This window comes from Escherichia sp. MOD1-EC5189, from assembly GCF_002966045.1.
GTDB classification, from domain to species: domain Bacteria; phylum Pseudomonadota; class Gammaproteobacteria; order Enterobacterales; family Enterobacteriaceae; genus Escherichia; species Escherichia coli_F.
Window position 1 is genome coordinate 42987 of the sequence record NZ_PTRX01000006.1, and the last position, 19105, is coordinate 62091.

The 19105-nt window shown below is 48.6% G+C and carries 23 protein-coding genes; 9 read left to right on the forward strand and 14 right to left on the reverse strand.

Features of this window, described 5'->3' with window-relative positions; translation table 11 throughout:
• The first annotated feature begins 13 nt into the window (after positions 1-13).
• The 4 genes from ATB02_RS06695 (at position 14) to cyuA (ending at position 4783) form a co-directional block, all read left to right on the forward strand.
• Entirely contained in the window at positions 14-403 is a 390-nt protein-coding gene (locus ATB02_RS06695) for an enamine/imine deaminase (RefSeq protein WP_000719990.1), read from the forward strand.
• Between the two features lie 71 nt (positions 404-474).
• Complete coding sequence (tdcG, locus tag ATB02_RS06700) at positions 475-1839, forward strand: L-serine ammonia-lyase (RefSeq protein WP_000622095.1); 1365 nt, start codon at positions 475-477, stop codon at positions 1837-1839.
• A gap of 274 nt (positions 1840-2113) precedes the next feature.
• Positions 2114-3445, forward strand: coding sequence for an amino acid permease (locus ATB02_RS06705; protein ID WP_000401598.1), 1332 nt, complete (start codon positions 2114-2116; stop codon positions 3443-3445).
• A 27-nt stretch (positions 3446-3472) separates the two neighbouring features.
• Positions 3473-4783 (forward strand): cysteine desulfidase, encoded by a 1311-nt coding sequence (gene cyuA, locus ATB02_RS06710; RefSeq protein WP_105271283.1) that lies wholly within the window; start codon positions 3473-3475, stop codon positions 4781-4783.
• A gap of 132 nt (positions 4784-4915) precedes the next feature.
• Here cyuA and yhaL read toward each other — a convergent pair whose 3' ends face one another.
• Both yhaL and ATB02_RS06720 read right to left on the reverse strand, forming a co-directional pair.
• Positions 4916-5080: a protein YhaL gene (gene yhaL / locus ATB02_RS06715; protein ID WP_001306007.1), complete on the reverse strand. Its 165-nt coding sequence runs from the start codon at positions 5078-5080 to the stop codon at positions 4916-4918.
• A gap of 22 nt (positions 5081-5102) precedes the next feature.
• Positions 5103-5804 carry a pirin family protein gene (locus tag ATB02_RS06720; protein ID WP_000633563.1) on the reverse strand — a complete coding sequence of 234 codons (702 nt, stop codon included), beginning with the start codon at positions 5802-5804 and terminating at the stop codon, positions 5103-5105.
• 104 nt (positions 5805-5908) lie between these two features.
• Here ATB02_RS06720 and yhaJ point away from each other — a divergent pair, with 104 nt between their 5' ends.
• Positions 5909-6805, forward strand: coding sequence for a DNA-binding transcriptional regulator YhaJ (yhaJ, locus tag ATB02_RS06725; protein ID WP_001041010.1), 897 nt, complete (start codon positions 5909-5911; stop codon positions 6803-6805).
• Positions 6806-6855: 50 nt separating this feature from the next.
• On the opposite strand, the gene ATB02_RS06735 is transcribed toward yhaJ, so the two are convergent.
• The 12 genes from ATB02_RS06735 to exuR all read right to left on the reverse strand — a co-directional run bounded on the left by ATB02_RS06735 (position 6856) and on the right by exuR (position 13639).
• Complete coding sequence (locus ATB02_RS06735; protein ID WP_001198783.1) at positions 6856-7212, reverse strand: DUF805 domain-containing protein; 357 nt, start codon at positions 7210-7212, stop codon at positions 6856-6858.
• Between the two features lie 241 nt (positions 7213-7453).
• Positions 7454-7819 (reverse strand): DUF805 domain-containing protein, encoded by a 366-nt coding sequence (locus ATB02_RS06740; protein ID WP_000384145.1) that lies wholly within the window; start codon positions 7817-7819, stop codon positions 7454-7456.
• A 282-nt stretch (positions 7820-8101) separates the two neighbouring features.
• Positions 8102-9088, reverse strand: a complete 987-nt coding sequence (yqjG, locus tag ATB02_RS06745) for a glutathionyl-hydroquinone reductase YqjG (RefSeq protein WP_000531180.1) — start codon at positions 9086-9088, stop codon at positions 8102-8104.
• A 247-nt stretch (positions 9089-9335) separates the two neighbouring features.
• Complete coding sequence (locus ATB02_RS06750) at positions 9336-9728, reverse strand: DoxX family protein (RefSeq protein ID WP_000732238.1); 393 nt, start codon at positions 9726-9728, stop codon at positions 9336-9338.
• 186 nt (positions 9729-9914) lie between these two features.
• Complete coding sequence (locus tag ATB02_RS06755; RefSeq protein WP_000096086.1) at positions 9915-10214, reverse strand: YqjK-like family protein; 300 nt, start codon at positions 10212-10214, stop codon at positions 9915-9917.
• Complete coding sequence (locus ATB02_RS06760; protein WP_000785722.1) at positions 10204-10608, reverse strand: phage holin family protein; 405 nt, start codon at positions 10606-10608, stop codon at positions 10204-10206. Before ATB02_RS06760 ends, ATB02_RS06755 begins: the two co-directional genes overlap by 11 nt.
• A gap of 2 nt (positions 10609-10610) precedes the next feature.
• Positions 10611-10916 carry a DUF883 family protein gene (locus ATB02_RS06765; protein ID WP_000031415.1) on the reverse strand — a complete coding sequence of 102 codons (306 nt, stop codon included), beginning with the start codon at positions 10914-10916 and terminating at the stop codon, positions 10611-10613.
• A 37-nt stretch (positions 10917-10953) separates the two neighbouring features.
• Positions 10954-11322, reverse strand: coding sequence for a DUF1090 family protein YqjC (yqjC, locus tag ATB02_RS06770; protein ID WP_001352920.1), 369 nt, complete (start codon positions 11320-11322; stop codon positions 10954-10956).
• Positions 11323-11468: 146 nt separating this feature from the next.
• Positions 11469-11852, reverse strand: a complete 384-nt coding sequence (gene mzrA, locus ATB02_RS06775) for an EnvZ/OmpR regulon moderator MzrA (RefSeq protein ID WP_001166773.1) — start codon at positions 11850-11852, stop codon at positions 11469-11471.
• A 3-nt stretch (positions 11853-11855) separates the two neighbouring features.
• Positions 11856-12518: a DedA family general envelope maintenance protein YqjA gene (gene yqjA / locus ATB02_RS06780; RefSeq protein WP_000422149.1), complete on the reverse strand. Its 663-nt coding sequence runs from the start codon at positions 12516-12518 to the stop codon at positions 11856-11858.
• 21 nt (positions 12519-12539) lie between these two features.
• On the reverse strand, positions 12540-12623 hold the full coding sequence (yqiM, locus tag ATB02_RS26630) for a protein YqiM (protein WP_211180508.1): 84 nt from the start codon (positions 12621-12623) through the stop codon (positions 12540-12542).
• A gap of 239 nt (positions 12624-12862) precedes the next feature.
• Positions 12863-13639: a transcriptional regulator ExuR gene (exuR, locus tag ATB02_RS06785; protein WP_000406496.1), complete on the reverse strand. Its 777-nt coding sequence runs from the start codon at positions 13637-13639 to the stop codon at positions 12863-12865.
• A gap of 302 nt (positions 13640-13941) precedes the next feature.
• Here exuR and ATB02_RS06790 point away from each other — a divergent pair, with 302 nt between their 5' ends.
• The 4 genes from ATB02_RS06790 to ATB02_RS06805 all read left to right on the forward strand — a co-directional run bounded on the left by ATB02_RS06790 (position 13942) and on the right by ATB02_RS06805 (position 19021).
• A complete protein-coding gene (locus ATB02_RS06790; RefSeq protein WP_157945203.1) occupies positions 13942-14643 on the forward strand; it encodes a fimbria/pilus periplasmic chaperone in 702 nt (233 codons plus the stop codon).
• A 29-nt stretch (positions 14644-14672) separates the two neighbouring features.
• Positions 14673-15173, forward strand: coding sequence for a CS1 type fimbrial major subunit (locus ATB02_RS06795; protein ID WP_032185169.1), 501 nt, complete (start codon positions 14673-14675; stop codon positions 15171-15173).
• A gap of 90 nt (positions 15174-15263) precedes the next feature.
• Positions 15264-17948 (forward strand): TcfC E-set like domain-containing protein, encoded by a 2685-nt coding sequence (locus ATB02_RS06800; protein ID WP_105271284.1) that lies wholly within the window; start codon positions 15264-15266, stop codon positions 17946-17948.
• Positions 17945-19021: a CfaE/CblD family pilus tip adhesin gene (locus ATB02_RS06805; protein ID WP_105271285.1), complete on the forward strand. Its 1077-nt coding sequence runs from the start codon at positions 17945-17947 to the stop codon at positions 19019-19021. The genes ATB02_RS06800 and ATB02_RS06805 overlap by 4 nt, the downstream gene beginning before the upstream one ends.
• Positions 19022-19105 lie beyond the last annotated feature (84 nt).

A 19105-nucleotide genomic window follows, 5' to 3' on the forward strand; every position in this document is an offset into this window, starting at 1 on the left:
CGCCGGAGGATGTATGAAAAAGATTATCGAAACGCAACGTGCCCCAGGCGCAATCGGCCCTTATGTTCAGGGTGTTGATTTAGGCAGCATGGTCTTCACCTCCGGGCAAATTCCGGTTTGCCCGCAGACAGGTGAGATCCCGGCTGATGTGCAAGATCAGGCGCGTTTAAGCCTCGAAAACGTCAAAGCGATCGTGGTTGCTGCCGGGCTGAGCGTGGGCGATATCATCAAGATGACCGTGTTCATCACCGATCTGAATGATTTTGCCACCATCAATGAAGTCTATAAGCAGTTCTTCGATGAGCATCAGGCGACCTACCCGACCCGGAGCTGTGTGCAGGTCGCGCGTTTGCCGAAAGATGTGAAGCTGGAAATTGAAGCCATCGCAGTACGTAGTGCGTAAAGCCTCGTGAGCGGGACGGTCGCAAGGTCGTTCCGCTCCACTTCACTGAACGGCAATCCGAGGGTGTGGATATGATTAGTGCATTCGATATTTTCAAAATTGGGATTGGACCCTCCAGTTCGCATACCGTGGGGCCGATGAATGCCGGAAAAAGTTTTATTGATCGGCTGGAAAATAGCGGCTTATTAACCGCGACGAGCCATATTATGGTCGATCTGTACGGGTCGTTGTCACTGACGGGCAAAGGCCATGCCACGGATGTCGCCATCATCATGGGACTAGCAGGAAACAGTCCGCAGGATGTTGTTATTGATGAGATCCCTGCATTTATTGAGTTAGTGACGCGCAGCGGGCGGTTGCCGGTGGCTTCTGGGGCGCATGTTGTTGATTTTCCTGTAGCAAAGAACATTGTTTTCCATCCTGAAATGTTGCCTCGTCATGAGAACGGGATGCGGATTACTGCCTGGAATGGGCAGAAAGAGCTATTAAGCAAAACTTACTACTCAGTCGGTGGCGGATTTATCGTTGAAGAAGAACACTTCGGTCTGTCGCACGATGTCGAAACCCTCGTACCTTACGATTTTCACTCAGCAGGTGAACTGCTGAAAATGTGTGATTACAACGGCCTGTCTATTTCTGGCCTAATGATGCACAACGAGCTGGCGCTGCGCAGCAAAGCGGAAATTGATGCCGGGTTTGCCCGTATCTGGCAAGTGATGCACGACGGCATTGAACGCGGGATGAATACCGAAGGCGTGCTGCCAGGACCGCTTAATGTGCCTCGTCGTGCCGTTGCGTTGCGTCGCCAGCTGGTTTCCAGCGATAACATTTCTAACGATCCGATGAACGTCATCGACTGGATCAACATGTACGCGCTGGCAGTGAGTGAAGAAAACGCAGCCGGTGGGCGCGTAGTAACAGCGCCGACCAATGGGGCGTGCGGCATTATTCCGGCTGTGCTGGCTTATTATGATAAGTTCCGTCGCCCAGTAAATGAGCGGTCGATTGCCCGCTATCTACTGGCAGCGGGGGCTATTGGCGCGCTGTATAAAATGAACGCTTCCATCTCTGGCGCGGAAGTCGGCTGTCAGGGGGAAATTGGCGTGGCCTGTTCAATGGCGGCGGCAGGGTTAACTGAACTACTGGGCGGCAGTCCTGCGCAGGTATGCAATGCGGCGGAAATTGCTATGGAGCATAACCTTGGTCTGACCTGCGATCCGGTTGCCGGACAGGTGCAAATCCCATGTATTGAACGTAATGCCATTAATGCCGTGAAAGCAGTAAACGCTGCGCGGATGGCGATGCGCCGCACCTCGGCACCGCGTGTTTCACTCGATAAAGTTATCGAGACGATGTATGAAACCGGCAAAGATATGAACGATAAATACCGCGAAACATCACGCGGAGGACTGGCCATTAAAGTGGTCTGCGGCTGACATTGCTGTCAGCTTTCATCCTTGGGTGCACAAATGTGCACCTTTTTTTTGTGATCTGCCGCAAATTGAGAATGAATATTCTCTTGCGGTTAATTTAGTAGAAAATTCTTATCCATCTCCGTTATTTCAAAGTCTTGATTGTGAAGATTTTCTCTGACCTCGCGCGTATCATTTCCTTATTCTAATAACTCGCCTGCAAAAATGTAGACCGCATATCGCCTTGATGCGGCTCGGAAAAAAATAATAAGCCCTACAAAATATTGAGCGAGAAATTATGGAAATTGCATCGAATAAAGGCGTCATTGCAGACGCTTCGACCCCGGCAGGTCGTGCTGGAATGAGTGAGAGCGAGTGGCGAGAAGCGATCAAATTCGACAGTACTGACACCGGCTGGGTGATTATGAGTATCGGGATGGCGATTGGCGCAGGGATTGTTTTTCTCCCGGTGCAGGTCGGTTTGATGGGATTGTGGGTATTTTTGCTCTCATCGGTGATTGGTTACCCAGCAATGTATCTGTTTCAGCGGTTGTTTATTAATACGCTGGCAGAATCACCAGAGTGTAAAGATTACCCCAGCGTCATCAGCGGTTATTTAGGTAAAAACTGGGGCATCCTGTTAGGTGCGCTCTATTTCGTGATGCTGGTGATCTGGATGTTCGTCTATTCCACTGCCATCACCAACGATAGTGCTTCCTACCTGCATACCTTCGGTGTGACGGAAGGGTTGCTGTCAGACAGTCCCTTTTATGGTCTGGTACTGATTTGCATTCTGGTGGCGATCTCCTCACGCGGCGAGAAATTGTTATTCAAAATTTCGACGGGGATGGTGCTGACCAAGCTGCTGGTGGTCGCGGCGCTGGGCGTGTCGATGGTCGGAATGTGGCATCTGTACAACGTCGGTTCGCTGCCGCCGCTGGGGCTGCTGGTGAAAAACGCCATTATTACGCTGCCGTTTACCCTGACGTCGATTCTGTTTATCCAGACGTTAAGCCCGATGGTGATCTCTTATCGCTCGCGGGAAAAATCCATTGAAGTGGCGCGGCATAAAGCATTGCGGGCAATGAATATCGCGTTTGGCATTTTGTTTGTCACCGTCTTTTTCTACGCCGTGTCGTTCACGCTGGCGATGGGACATGACGAAGCGGTAAAAGCCTACGAGCAGAATATTTCTGCGCTGGCAATTGCCGCACAGTTTATTAGCGGTGACGGCGCAGCGTGGGTGAAAGTGGTCAGCGTCATTCTCAATATCTTTGCAGTAATGACCGCGTTTTTTGGCGTCTATTTAGGTTTTCGCGAAGCAACGCAAGGGATCGTAATGAACATCCTGCGTCGTAAGATGCCCGCCGAGAAGATTAACGAAAATCTCGTTCAGCGCGGCATCATGATTTTCGCCATTTTACTGGCCTGGAGCGCCATCGTACTGAACGCACCGGTGTTGAGCTTCACCTCTATCTGTAGCCCGATTTTCGGCATGGTAGGGTGCTTGATCCCGGCGTGGCTGGTTTACAAAGTACCGGCATTGCACAAATACAAAGGGATGTCTCTGTACCTGATTATCGTCACTGGTTTGTTGCTTTGTGTATCTCCGTTCCTGGCATTTTCTTGATTTACCTGAAATTTTAAGGTTTTTATTATGTTTGATTCGACTTTAAATCCGTTATGGCAGCGTTACATCCTCGCCGTTCAGGAGGAAGTAAAACCGGCGCTGGGATGTACTGAACCAATTTCACTGGCGCTGGCGGCGGCAGTTGCTGCAGCAGAACTGGAAGGTCCGGTTGAACGAGTAGAAGCCTGGGTTTCGCCAAATCTGATGAAGAACGGTCTGGGCGTCACCGTTCCTGGCACGGGAATGGTGGGGCTGCCGATTGCGGCGGCGCTGGGCGCGTTAGGTGGGAATGCCAATGCCGGGCTGGAGGTGCTGAAAGACGCAACGGCGCAGGCAATTGCCGATGCCAAAGCGTTGCTGGCGGCGGGGAAAGTCTCGGTTAAAATCCAGGAACCTTGCGATGAAATCCTCTTCTCACGCGCCAAAGTCTGGAGCGGTGAGAAGTGGGCGTGTGTCACCATCGTTGGCGGGCATACCAACATTGTGCATATTGAAACGCACAATGGCGTGGTTTTTACCCAGCAGGCAAGTGTTACAGAAGGTGAGCAAGAGTCGCCGCTGGCAGTGCTCTCCAGAACGACGCTGGCTGAGATCCTGAAGTTCGTCAATGAAGTGCCGTTTTCGGCGATCCGCTTTATTCTCGATTCCGCGAAGTTAAATTGCGCGTTATCGCAGGAAGGTTTGAGCGGTAACTGGGGGCTGCATATTGGCGCGACGCTGGAGAAACAGTGTGCACGCGGTTTGCTGGCGAAAGATCTCTCTTCATCCATTGTGATTCGTACCAGCGCGGCATCCGATGCGCGTATGGGCGGCGCTACGCTTCCGGCAATGAGTAACTCCGGCTCGGGTAACCAGGGGATCACTGCAACAATGCCTGTGGTGGTGGTCGCAGAACACTTCGGGGCCGATGATGAACGGCTGGCGCGTGCGCTGATGCTTTCGCATTTGAGCGCGATTTACATCCATAACCAGTTACCGCGTTTGTCTGCGCTTTGTGCCGCAACGACCGCAGCAATGGGGGCCGCCGCCGGGATGGCATGGCTGGTGGATGGGCGTTATGAAACCATCTCGATGGCGATCAGTAGTATGATCGGCGATGTCAGCGGCATGATTTGCGATGGTGCGTCCAACAGCTGCGCGATGAAGGTTTCGACCAGTGCTTCGGCTGCGTGGAAAGCAGTGTTAATGGCGCTGGATGATACCGCTGTGACCGGTAATGAAGGTATTGTGGCGCATGATGTTGAGCAGTCGATTGCCAACCTGTGTGCGCTGGCAAGCCATTCGATGCAGCAAACGGATCGGCAGATTATCGAGATTATGGCGAGCAAGGCCAGATAAACACCTGGTTTTGGGTATCGTGTCGGATGCGATGCTGGTGCATCTTATTTGGCCTACGAGTTGTGCAATTTGTTGATGTTGCTGGTTTTGTAGGCCGGATAAGGCGTTTACGCCGCATCCGGCAACTTGTCTTTACGCGGTAGCTTCATCCTCGGCTAAACGCGTTTCAGCATCCGCGACAATGGCTTCCAGTTCGCTCAACATCTCTTCATAGCCAAAATTATTGGCGGTGCGAGCCGGTTCCTTCGCCACCACGGGCTTCACCGGCTGACGCTTTTTGGCCGATTTTTTACTCATCATCATCTCCCTGTAAAAACAACTAGACAGGCAAATCTATCAGCAAAGCGCGCAGTGGGGAATCGGCAACCAGCGTAATGTTAGCCTCGTCACGAATAAACGCCCCATCACCGCAGGTCAGCGCCGCTTTCTCTTCATGATGCGTAAGCGCATGAAATTGCCCGTGAATCGATTGCAAATACGCGCGTGGCCCATGCAACTGGAAATTCGCACTTTCGCCTTTGTCTAGCACGATATGATGCAGCCACACTTGCTGGCGCAACTGCAGGCTTCCCATCGCCCCCTCTGGCGAGGCGATTAATTGCTGCTTGCCCATATCAAGCGCCAGTTTTTGAATCAGCGGATTCTCTCGCTGCGGGCAGGCATCCAGCCAAAGCTGCATCCGTGTTAACGGTTTGTCTTTGCTGAGATTGTGTTCGCTATAGCTGATACCCGGCTGGGTAGAGAGCAGCAACGCTTCACCTGCGTAGGCCTGAATATGATTGCCTTCGCTGTCACGATACTCAGCTTCTCCATCCAGAATCACATTTAAAATATCGACTTTAGGATAGGTACGCGGCTGGAAGGCGGCACCTGGGGCCAGAACTTCCTGGTTAAGCACACGCAGGGAGGCATAACCTAACAATTTCGGGTCGAAGTAGTGTCCAAAGGAAAAAGTATACCGGGCCTGCAACCATCCGTAGTCTGCTTGTCCACACTGCCTGGCAGTTCGGGTAGTAATCATAATTCTTGACCTCTCTTTACTTCCTTTTATGGTAAGGGGCTGGACGCTACATTGTTAGCCAGATATTCTGCCCGGTATGTTCAAATTTCCTGAATGAGAACGAAATGGCCAAAGAAAGGGCATTAACGCTGGAAGCACTACGGGTTATGGATGCGATCGATCGCCGGGGCAGTTTTGCGGCGGCGGCGGATGAGCTGGGACGCGTGCCTTCCGCACTTAGCTACACCATGCAAAAACTAGAAGAAGAGCTGGATGTGGTGTTGTTTGACCGCTCGGGCCATCGCACCAAATTCACCAATGTCGGGCGAATGTTGCTGGAACGAGGGCGCGTTTTGCTGGAAGCCGCAGATAAACTGACTACCGATGCGGAAGCCCTCGCGCGCGGTTGGGAAACGCATCTCACCATTGTGACTGAGGCGCTGGTACCGACACCCGCCTTTTTCCCGTTAATCGACAAACTGGCGGCAAAAGCCAATACCCAACTGGCAATCATCACCGAAGTGCTGGCGGGGGCGTGGGAACGGCTGGAGCAGGGGCGCGCGGATATTGTTATCGCGCCGGATATGCATTTTCGTTCCTCGTCGGAGATTAACTCGCGCAAGCTCTATACCTTAATGAACGTCTACGTTGCCGCGCCAGATCACCCGATTCATCAAGAGCCAGAACCGCTCTCTGAAGTGACGCGCGTGAAATATCGTGGAATTGCGGTGGCGGATACCGCTCGTGAGCGCCCGGTATTGACCGTACAGCTGCTGGACAAACAGCCGCGCTTAACGGTGAGTACAATTGAAGATAAACGTCAGGCGTTACTGGCGGGGCTTGGCGTGGCGACGATGCCGTATCCGATGGTTGAAAAAGATATTGCGGAAGGACGGTTGCGTGTCGTCAGCCCGGAATCGACCAGCGAGATCGATATTATTATGGCCTGGCGTCGTGACAGTATGGGGGAAGCGAAATCCTGGTGTCTGCGGGAAATTCCTAAACTTTTTAGCGGAAAATAATATTTGTTATTTTTAATAAAAAGGGGCGAAATATCGCCCCAATTCTAAGATTAATTTGAACCAAACTTCGGATCGTTTCCGTAACGATTGCTGCCAGAATTGCCTTCTAAACAGGCAAATACAAACAGAACTAACCAGCCAATGACCGGTACCAGATAGAGAAGCGCCCACGCACCTGAACGGTCAGTATCGTGCAGACGACGAACGCACAGAGCAATGACCGGAATGATTGTTGCTGCCAGGTAAATGAGAGAAAGGAATGGAAACTCTAAACCTAAAATCAATTGAATGACATTGATAATAGCGCCGACGATGGCGTTAATCAGAGTAAACATCCAGTACTCTTTACGACGTGCACGACCAGAGAAACCAACATAATTTTTTAATACGGCTAAATACCACTGCATAAAAACATCCCTTTAATTAAAAGTTGCGAAAGTCTATTCCGGGGATGGAGTAAATGCTATTCGTATCTTTCTTTTTCGGATGTTATAAAGGTTTTGATATTTAAGATAAATACATGGCCGTTTTTTATATGTAATTTATATAACGACATTGAAATAATTTAAATAAACATTAGTAGATTATTTATTCATCAACATGATGATAAAAGCCGGATGAGTCAGACATCCGGCGAGGAGATTTGTTTTAAGGTTCCAGTTTCGGATCTGGTCCAAAGCGGTTTTCGCCTGGCGTACCTGCCTGGCAGTTAAAGACGATGATAATCAGCCAGCCGATAAACGGAATTAAGAACAGCAGTGCCCACCACGCCGAGCGGTCGGTGTCGTGCAGGCGGCGGAACTGAACTGCCCACCATGGTAAAAACACCAGAATACCGTAGATTGTCGTCAGGATGCCTTCGCCACCGGCGCGTTGCCAGCCTAACATTTTATCCAGCAGCCCCAGCACGAACGTAAAGATGATGTTGACCAGAATAAACATCCAGTACTCTTTGCGCCGCGCACGCCCCCGGAAACCGACATAATTTTTTAGTACTTTCAGATACCAGTCCATTTTTGCCTCAATTTTGCTCAATCACTTGTTTTTAAAGCAGCAAATTAAGAATAGACGTGAATGAAATGGCAGTAAATATTATCTCTATGAATTAATAAGGCGCTGTGAAGGATAAGGGCAAGCGCAAAATTGCCAGATGCGCTACGCTTATCTGGCCTGCGCGGTCATTGCAACATATTGAATATAAATGTTTTGTAGGTTTGATAAGGCGTTTACGCCGCATCCGACATGAACAACACGCACTTAGCTAATTATCAGAGGCACCTCGTAAGGTGCCTTTTTTTAACCGAAGCGAACATCTCGTCCATGCGGTTCATCGAGATCCTGCCACGGACCAATTGAAATAATCCCCGTAGGGTTGATGGTCTTATGGCTGCGGAAGTAATGATTACGGATGTGATCGAAATTGACGGTTTCGGCAATTCCCGGCATCTGGTAGATATCGCGCAGGAAGCCGTACAAGTTAAGGTAATCGCTGATACGGTGCTTATCGCACTTGAAGTGGGTGACATACACCGGATCAAAACGGACCAGTGTGGTCCACAGGCGAATATCGGCTTCGGTTAGCTGGTTGCCGGTCAGGTAACGATGCTGACCTAAAATCTGTTCCAGTCGCGCCAGCGATTCAAACACTTTCGCCACCGCCTCGTCGTAGGCTTGCTGGCTGGTGGCAAAACCGGCTTTATACACGCCATTGTTAACGGTGTCGTAAATCCAGCCGTTAAGTTCGTCAATTTTCGGTTGCAGGGCTGGTGGGTAGTAATCTCCAGCTTTCGCACCCAGCGCATCAAACGCGGTATTGAACATGCGTATGATTTCTGCTGATTCGTTGCTGACGATGGTGTGGTTCTTTTTGTCCCACAGTACGGGAACAGTAACTCGTCCGCTGTAGTGTGGATCGGCGTGGAGATAAAGCTGATACAGAAATTCATGTTGATAGAGCGTGTCGCCGGTTGCTCCCGGAAAACTGTCATCAAAGGTCCAGCCGTTTTCCAGCATCAGCGGGTTCACTACGGAAACGGAAATAAACGGTTCCAGTCCTTTGAGCTTACGCATGATCAGCGTGCGGTGCGCCCACGGGCAGGCGAGTGAAACATAGAGATGATAACGATCTTTCTCTGCGGCAAAACCGCCTTTGCCAGTGGGGCCTGGCGCGCCATCGGCAGTGAGCCAGTTACGAAATGCGGAAGCTGAACGTTGAAATTTACCGCCGGTGGATTTGGTGTCGTACCAGGTGTCATGCCAGACGCCGTCAATCAGTTGACCCATTTTTCTCTCCTCCAATAGCAAAAACGAGGAGCGTTTCTCCTCGTTTGAGACTGATGGCAAACGCAAAACTGCCTGATGCGCTATGCTTATCAGGCCTACGAGGTTTCTGCAATGTATTGAATTTGCATGTTTTTGTAGGCCGGATAAGGCGTTCACGCCGCATCCGGCATGAACAACGCGCACTTTGTCAACAATCTGAAACGAGGAGTGTTCCCCCTCGTTTTTTATCGTTAAGTATAGCGCGTACTTACCACTTTTTATTCAACAGACGGTCGATGCTATACGCGCCCGGACCGGTAATCGCCAGCAGCAGGAATCCGCCAGAAATAGTCAGGTTTTTCATAAACATCAGCGAGTTCATGCCTTCTGCAAAATTGCTGTGAAATAAAAATGCCGTCAGCAGCGTAAAGCCCGCAGTAAACAGGGCAGTGGTACGTGTCAGGAAACCGAACAGGATTGCCAGACCACCACCAAACTCAAGCAGAATCACCAGTGGCAACATAAAGCCAGGGACACCCATCGCTTCCATATATTGTTGCGTACCCGCGTAGCCAGTAATTTTTCCCCAACCTGCCGTAATAAACAGAATCGGCATTAAAATGCGTGCGACCAGTACCCCAACATCTTCTAATTTTTTCATCTTACTCTCCACTGCGCCGCTCAGGCTGCTGATTGTTTTTTTGTGCAAGGGCGCGGTATTAGCGTCGTTGCTTTCGATGGAGAGAATCATAAACGTGGCGAAGCGTGATTGTTAGCAAGGAAAACTGTCAAATATTTTCAAAAAATTTGAGGAATAAGGCCGGAATGTCTCCGGCCAGAGAGGAAGTTAACCGCGAAGCTGTTGTTGCTTGAGGGTTGTTTTCACCAGACGCCAGGCGCTCCATACACCAAAACCGCGTCTGGCCCAGCGGACCAGCATATTGGGATGACGAATCGTCCAGATAGCCATCACACTACTGCCAACCAGCGCCCAGGAGCGCAGACTCAGCAGCATATTCCAGCGACGATCATAAGCGCCTGTCGCCTCCAGCCATTCACGACGACTGGCGGAAAGATCCAGCCGTTGTTGCTGGATCTGGCTAAGCAGTTGCGCCTTACGTCGTTCACGTTCGACTTTACTGCTCACGGGACTCCTCCTCGAGCAGTTGCCGATCGTTTGCCAGCTCATGGCGCGTATGGCGCAGTAAGGTGGATTTACGCGATTTACGTAACGTCCAGATACCGCCAATGAGTGCCAGTAGCAGCAACACCACGGTGGTGGCAATCATCGCATTCAGGCGATATTGCGGATCAACCGCCCAGATAATCAGCACCATCAGGCTCATAAGACCAAATGCAGCGAAAAGCATCGTCAGGCCCAGCATCAGTAAAAGCTGAAAGAGATTGGCTTTTTCCTCTTCCAGCTCCACCACCGCCAGCCGCAGACGTGTCTCCACCATTTCAACCATGATGGAAACAATTCGCTGCCCGATGCCCAGAACGCTTTTACCGGGCCCTTGCGCGTGATGAGTGTCCGCCATAATTAACGACGCGACAGCAGAACGCCGAGCACTACACCGATTGCAGCGCCAATGCCCACGCCCGTCCACGGATTTTCACGCACATACTCATCGGCACGCGCCGCCGCGACACGGGTTTGTTTGGCAATGGCATCACCGGTTTCACCCAGGCGATAACGGCTCTGTTTCAGTGCCTGCTCCGCTTTGCTACGAATCTTACTCAACTCTTCTTTCGACTTCTCGCCAGATGAGCTAAGCACCTCTTCCAGCGTATCGGAAAGGGATTTCAACTCAGCACGCAGATGTTCCGTAGTGTGTTCTTTCGACATAGTTTTCTCCAGGTGAGTAAGTAGTGACTATTGTGAGTTAGTAGTCGCGCGCTTCCAGCTTTTTCAGCTCTTCCTGCGCTTCTGCCAGTTTCCGTTCGCGTTTGGCAATCTTATCGGCATCGCCTTTTTGCTTCGCCTCGGCTAAATCTTGCTGGCGTTCCGCCACCTCATCTTTCTGCTTTGCGATTTTCTTCTGATGATCGGCACGCAGCTGGCTATCTGAACAGTTGGCCCGGACTTCACTCAGGGCTTTATTCAGACCGTCAATACGATTCTGGTTTTGGTGTTTTTCGGCATAGCTGATCTCCTTAAGGATATTTTGCTCCTTTTCCTGACACAGGGTAGTGGCATAACTACCGGTACTAAGAGCAAAAAGAGAAACAGCTAAAGCGATGCGGTATTTCATTCTTGAACCTTCCATTGTGATTCGGACCTATTACAAAGGAACGATTGTCCAGACAACGAAGCGGTAGTGTTGACCACCGCCTCATTAATCATAGACAGTTACGGTGAAATCACCAAAGTGAGTGATCTGTTTCGGATAACAGGAAGTTATCCGAAGCGATGAGAGTTATCCCGCAATCGGGTTAGCCACTGCATAGCCTGACTATTATTGTCCTGCTGCGCAATGATGTAGCCATGGGGCAATGTTCTGTCGAGAACCGCTTTTGCTGCGGCACTCTGGTCGCTGGAGTCAAACGTAATTAACAGAGTGTCGTTTTTAGGGGTGATGCTTTTGAAAGGAATGCCGTGAGCGTCAAGGTGATGCCAGATTGAAAAACCGTCTGGCATCGTTGTGCCTTGATGAACGGCACGAATCGCCAGCGTAGACTCTTGCTGGCGAACCGCGGACCAGGCCAGCAACAGCGTGCCGACCAGAAGTAAAACAGCGCCGGACCAGGTTAGCTGGCGAAGCGACATGCGAGGTATTTGCATCCCTTACCCCCGATTTCCATATTTCTTTTTCCATAACACGACCAGAGAACCTGCCAGGCCAAACACCAGCAGCACCACCGGGAGCAGCATCAGGCATGACATCAGCTGGTCCTCGTACTTTAAAAATACCGGCGTTTTGCCGAGCATGTAACCCAGAGTTGTCAGGATTAATACCCACAGCAGACCGCTCATCCAGTTGAAGAACTGAAAGCGCGCGTTATTCAGCCCTGATAACCCGGCAATCGTCGGCAGCAGTGTTCTGACAAACGCAATAAAGCGACCAATTAACAGCGCCGATAAACCGTGTTTATGAAAAAGATGGTGTGCGCGTTGATGATAATGCGCGGGTAAATGAGATAGCCAGTTTTGTACGGTGCGGGTATTGCCCAGCCATCGCCCCTGAATATAGCTGACCCAGCAGCCGAGGCTGGCGGCAACGGTCAGTAGCAGAATTGTTTGCGGATAGCCCATCGCGCCTTTCGCAATCAATACGCCGACCAACACCAGTAAACTGTCGCCCGGTAAAAAGGCCGCCGGAAGCAAGCCGTTTTCAAGGAACAAAATTACAAATAAAACAAAATAGAGCATGCCAATCATCGACGGATTGGCCAGGGTTTCAAAATCCTGCGCCCACAGGGCTTGCAGCAATTGGGTCAAAAGTTCCATTCATTATTCCTGGTGAATCGGTTAACGCCACGCTGGTTTTAAAAGATGCACTACCGCAATGTTATTGCTGTTTTGGTATGTTCTGCGGGTTTGATACATCAACACAGCCTGAACTATTCCCTGTTAAATCGTGAGATAAGAAAGCATTCAAAAGCATAAATTCAAATTGAATCTAATTGTAACAAAGGTCAACGTTGTTCGTTATCAAAATTACATGTCCGTGGAGTCTGATTTTGCTGAATGCAGGGGAGGGAGGCGAGAGGATTTACACAGGCTGACACTTTATACTTTTCGCTTACCGACGAGGCAAACAGGCGCGTCGTTGCGCCTGCCGAATGGGGATTTCATTTGCTGCCGCTGGTGGCCGTATCAAGATGCACAACGGGATTTTCGGCGAACAGATAGCGGTCGGCATTGAACTCGAAATCGTCGCTGGTTTCGTTAAATAACATGATCTTGGTGTTTTCCAGATGCTGCCACATTGCCAGCTTCGCGGCATGGGGATCTTTGCGAATTAACGCTTTGAGGATCTGATCGTGGTCATCGCACCAGTTATCGACAGTACGGGCATCAATATGCTCGTGCAGTTTTTTCCAGTATGGGTTATGGCTACGTTGGGTCCACATTTTTTCAACGATGGCTGCCAGGGCGGAGTTCTGCGTCGCCAGGGCAACCTGAATATGGAACTGCAAATCCCACTCGGAATCACGGAAGCATTGTTCGCCGCGCGCCTGCTCCTGGATGGCCATCAGTTTCATGATGTCCTGTTTGGTTACCTGGGTCGCTGCGAACTCGGCAATATTACTTTCGATGAGCTGACGTGCCTGAAGCAGCTCAAACGGACCGTAATTGGCGAATTCCATATTAGTGTCAGCCGACTGCTGATGGCGCGGCTGGTTGGAAACCACATGAATACCCGAGCCTTTACGCACCTCTACATAGCCTTCAACTTCAAGCATGATGATGGCTTCACGAACCACGGTGCGACTGACGTTTTTTTCATCGGCAATAAAGCGTTCAGCAGGCAGTTTATCACCCACCAGATAGACGCCCTGTTCGATGCGCTCTTTCAGATCAGCGGCAAGTTGTTGATACAAACGGCGTGGTTCAGTGATTTCCATATGCGTCTCCCGGAGTGGAATGCGGACAAAGTTATCATACCACTTTATTCAAGGGTATGCCACGGTAGTTTTATTACTCGCATCTATCTAAAATTAATATATATATGTATTTTTTATCTTTATAAATTCCTAATTTTCAGCAGGTGATATTGCTGTGGTCTATATTTTTCAGTAAGTTAACCATTCTTTCAGAAAATAAAATTTATATTGTCAATGGATTATTGCTTTGACATTTACCCTCTCAATCAATCTAATGTGCGCATTCGGTAACTTTCGTAAAAGAAAATATCATTGTGAAATGCATAAGAGTTCTATTTGTTCTGGTTTGTATTATTTTATTTTGGTCAATACCAGGACAAGCAAATATGACGGTCTATCCTATGTCTGTATCTATAAACAGTCAGGGAGAAGGAAGTGTTCGTGTAATATCGAAAACGGATGAAGTACAATATATAAAGGCAACAGTATTTCGTATCGATAATCCATCAACACCACAAGAAAAAGAAATAGAAGTAACTTCAGGCGATGCAAACCAACTAGTGGTGATGCCGCCCAAATTTGCTTTGCCTGGCGGTAGTAGCAAAACCGTACGTTTTGTGGCAATGGAACCTGAGCAAAAAGAAAAAAACTATCGGGTTAAATTTGCAGCTGTACCCAGCATTGATGATGCAACAGCTAATAAAAAAGATCTCTCCATGCAATTAACGGTTAACTTAATTTGGGGGATTGTTGTCAGCGTGCCACCTCAGCAGCCTGTGGCAAAGTTAGATATAAATGCCGATAAAAAGTTAATCAATAATGGCAATCAACGTCTTAAGATATTAACCATTGACTATTGTAAAAAAAGTGGCTCTGTGGAATGCAGAACACAGACCGTAAATAAAAACATTTTCCCTGGTCAGGAAAGAAGTTTAGAAGGCATATCTGGCTACGATAAAATCGTTGTCAAATATAATAACTGGATCACCAAGGATAATGGCGAGTTTGAACTGGCGGTTCATTAATTATCATTGTAATAAACAAAGGAATAGTAATGAAAAAGGTATTCGCAAAATCCCTTCTGGTAGCGGCAATGTTTTCCGTTGCAGGTTCTGCATTAGCAGTACAAAAAGATATCACTGTTACTGCCAACGTTGATGCTGCTCTGGATATGACTCAGACAGATAACAGCGCACTGCCGAAAGCAGTTGAAATGCAATATCTGCCGGGGCAGGGCCTGCAATCTTACCAGTTAATGACCAAAATCTGGTCAAATGACACGACCAAAGACGTGAAAATGCAGTTAGTTTCTCCTGCACAACTGGTTCAAAGCCTGGACGCTACTAAAGTTGTTCCGCTGACTGTTACCTGGGGCGGTGAAGAGATTAAAGCTGATGCGGCAACCACTTTTACTGCAACAAAAATCTTTGCTTCCGATGCGTTAACTAACGGTTCGCTGGCTAAACCACTGATGTTTGCTCAAGCCACCAAAGGTGTTCTGGAAACAGGTATTTACAGTGGCGTAGTCAGCATTTATCTGTCCCAGGATATCTAATCCTAATAACAGAATTAACATGTAATAAAGGGAGGAAATTCCTCCCTTCTTTTAACTATTTTAGTATTTATTATGGATTACAGGACTGCCATGGATAAAAAACTACTGGCTCTTTTGATCCTGGCGAGTATCAGCCCGGCAAAGGCAACATTAACAAAAATCCCCGCTGGTTTCGAGATTATTGCTCAAGGACAGCAGGAGTATATCGAGGTTTATTTTGCAGGGAAAAGTCTCGGTAAATACTATGCAATGGTTAATCTTGATACCATAACATTTCTGGACTCATCGAGTTTATACAGTAAACTGGAATTGAACACCGACGATCAAAAAATCGCACGTACAGTGAAAGAAAAACTATCGCAACCGTTAGCTCGCCATGGTGAACTGGCTTGTGGCTTTGTACGTACTGATTCAGGCTGTGGTTTTCTTAATACTGAGACGGTAGAAATAATCTTCAATGATGAGGAAAGTTCAGCAACGCTCTTTCTCAATCCGCAATGGAGTTCTGCGTTTGATACGAAATCATTGTATTTAAATCCTGACAAAAATACGGTTAACGCGTTTATACATCAGCAAGATATTAATGTGCTGGTACAGGACGATTACCAATCGTTGTCAATTCAAGGTAATGGTGCGCAGGGAATAACAGAAAATAGTTATATTGGCGCCCACTGGAATTTCAACGGTTATGATGGTGATGATATCAGTGACAGTAATGCTGATGTCAGCGATCTCTATTATCGCTACGATTTTTTACGTCGTTATTATGTGCAGGCGGGGCGGATGGACAACCGCACATTATTTAATGCACAAGGTGGTAACTTTACGTTTAACTTTCTGCCACTCGGTGCAATCGACGGAATGCGTATCGGGTCGACGCTCAGTTATTTAAACCAGACGCAAAGCCAGCAGGGAACCCCGGTAATGGTTTTGCTTTCGCGCAATTCACGTGTTGATGCTTATCGTAATGAACAACTTTTGGGGTCGTTTTACCTCAATAGCGGTTCGCAATTTATTAATACCAATTCCTTTCCGCCAGGCAGTTACAGCGTGGCGTTAAAAGTCTATGAAAATAACCAACTCACCCGCACTGAGCTCGTGCCATTTACCAAAACCGGCGGTCTGACAGACGGAAATGCCCAGTGGTTTTTACAGGCGGGGAAAACCACATCTCAAGCTTCTGATGATGAAAGTTCGGCTTATCAGCTGGGTGTGCGCCTGCCATTACATCCGCAATATGAGCTCTATGCAGGGCTGGCGAATGCAGATGATGTTAGTGCCTTCGAGTTAGGCAATAACTGGACAGCAGATTTAGGCGTGGCAGGAAATCTACTCATCAACGCCAGCGTGTTCCGTAACGATGATGGTGGCAAAGGTGAAATGCAACAGGCTAACTGGAGTCAATCGGGATGGCCGACATTGGGCTTTTATCGTACCAACTCTGATGGTGATGTTTGTACAACCGACAACCGAGAAAGCTACAACGCCTTAAGCTGTTATGAAAGCATCTCCGCGACGATTTCACAGAATCTTGTAGGCTGGAACATGATGCTGGGTTATACCCGTACGCAAAATAACACGAATGACAATCTGCGTTGGGACAAACAGCAGAGCTTTGAAAATAACTATCTTCGCCAGACGACGGCGCAAAGTATTTCCGAAACTTTACAACTCAGTGCTTCCCGCGCTTTCGTGATGCGTGACTGGATTTTGAGTACTACTGTTGGTGTTTTCCATCGTAATGACAATGGGGATGATAACGACGATAACGGCTTGTACTTATCGTTTTCGTTATCTGATACGCCAACGATGGATAGCAATAACAACAGCTATTTAACCAATGTTTCTACTGACTATCGTTATAGCGATCAGGATGGCGATCAAACGTCATGGCAGTTATCTCATACCTTTTATAACGACTCATTCAGCCATAAAGAGCTTGGCGTGACCGTCGGCGGTCTGAACACCGATACCATAAACAGCGCGGTTAACGGGCGTTGGGATGGTCAATATGGAAATGTCTACGCTACTGTTTCGGACAGTTATGATCGCCAGAATCATGATCATATCTCAGCCTTTACCGGTACATATAGCTCCACACTAGCGGTGAGTCGCTATGGCATTAATGTGGGGGCCAGCGGCTCAGATGATCTGCTGGGGGCGGTGTTGGTGGATGTGAAAGGTTTCTCTGAACAGGATGAACAGAGTCAGGAGCTGCAACTCGAAGCGCGAGTGGCGGGCAGCAGAACATTGCAACTTGGTCAAAATGACAGCGTATTGTTTCCTTACGCCGGGTTCCAGTCGGGTTTTGTGGAAGTTAACGATAGCAGCCAGGGCTATCAGCAAGGGACAACCAACATCATTAACGGTGCTGGAAATCGTGAATTAATGTTGTTACCCGGCAAGCTGCGCTATCGCGAAGTATCTGCCAGCTTTAATTACAACTATATCGGTCGCTTGTTATTGCCCGCATCAGTAGAGAAATTCCCGCTGGTTGGTCTGAACAGCGCCATGTTACTGGTGGCTGAAGACGGTGGATTTACACTTGAGATTAGCGGTAGTGAAAAAGATCTGTATCTGCTTTCCGGGCAGCATTTCCTTAAGTGTCCACTGAGTGTTGTGAAGAAACGTGCCAGCATTCGCTACAGCGGGGTTGTGACTTGCAGCATCGTGAGTTATTCGCAATTACCGGAGTCCATTCAGGTTCAGGCACAGTTAAAACAGCCTAAATTACGCGGAAACGTACAAACGGCGCAAAGGGAGGTTGCACCATGAGAAAGCGATTGATTGCAGGTATTTGGGGGATATTTTTCTCCGCTCAGTATGCCCAGTCTGCACCTGTTGTCACTGCAGAAGTGACATATGATTTAGCATCAGGAAGAGCAGATTATTACTTCTGGAATCGAGAAGAACCACCAGCAAAAAATAAGTATGCGTCTTATTTATGTGCATTCTCTAATTTGCAGCAAACCTGTACCAGCAGCTCTAACATGTCCACAGTGCAAATCTATATGACAGAACAGCGCAGTGGTATGCGTTGGCAGGTAAAACTTAAAGGATACATATCTGCACAAACATCAAGAGTCGGTTCAGATTGTGAAGGGTATACTAAACAACTCCCTCTTACTGATTATACCGGGTGGAATTGCAGAGATAACACGGGCACATATGGCGCGGACAGGAGACAACTCACACTTTACCTTGAACAGGCTGAAATGAAGAAGCTACCGATCGGTGGCGTCTGGAAAGGGTCAGTGAAATTACATTTGAATAGCCCTTCACAGGACTATTTTGCGGATATTACCCTGAATACCCTCGACCCCAATCATATAGACGTCTTCTTTCCTGAGTTTGCGCATGCCACGCCGCGTGTGCAGTTAGATTTACATCCTACGGGCAGCGTCAATGGCAGCAATTACGCACAAGACCTGACCATGCTTGACATGTGCCTGTATGACGGTTTTAACGGTAATGGCCTCAGCTATGAAATCTTGCTAAAAGATGAGGGACGCGCGGCGGCGGGGCGCAACAATGGTGAATTCTCCATATATCGTCAGGGAGGCACATCTACTGACGCAGCGGAACGTATCGACTATCGCGTCAAAATGTCTAACCCGGAGACTGGCGGGCAAATCGATGTGCGCAACAATGAAAGTATCGTCTGGAACAACATCAATCTTAAACGTGTACGTCCGGTAGTGTTGCCCGGCATTCGTTACGCAGTGATGTGTGTCCCCACACCACTGACGTTGGTGGTGGATAAATTTAATGTGACGGCAAAACAGGCTGGATATTACATGGGTAAATTGTCGGTAATATTTACCCCATCCTTGCCAACTATCAATTAATCCTGTAACCCGGATAAACGGTTTTTTCTCTACAAACAACGAAGCCGCCTGAACTGGCGGCTTCGTCATTACAACTTACGTTAA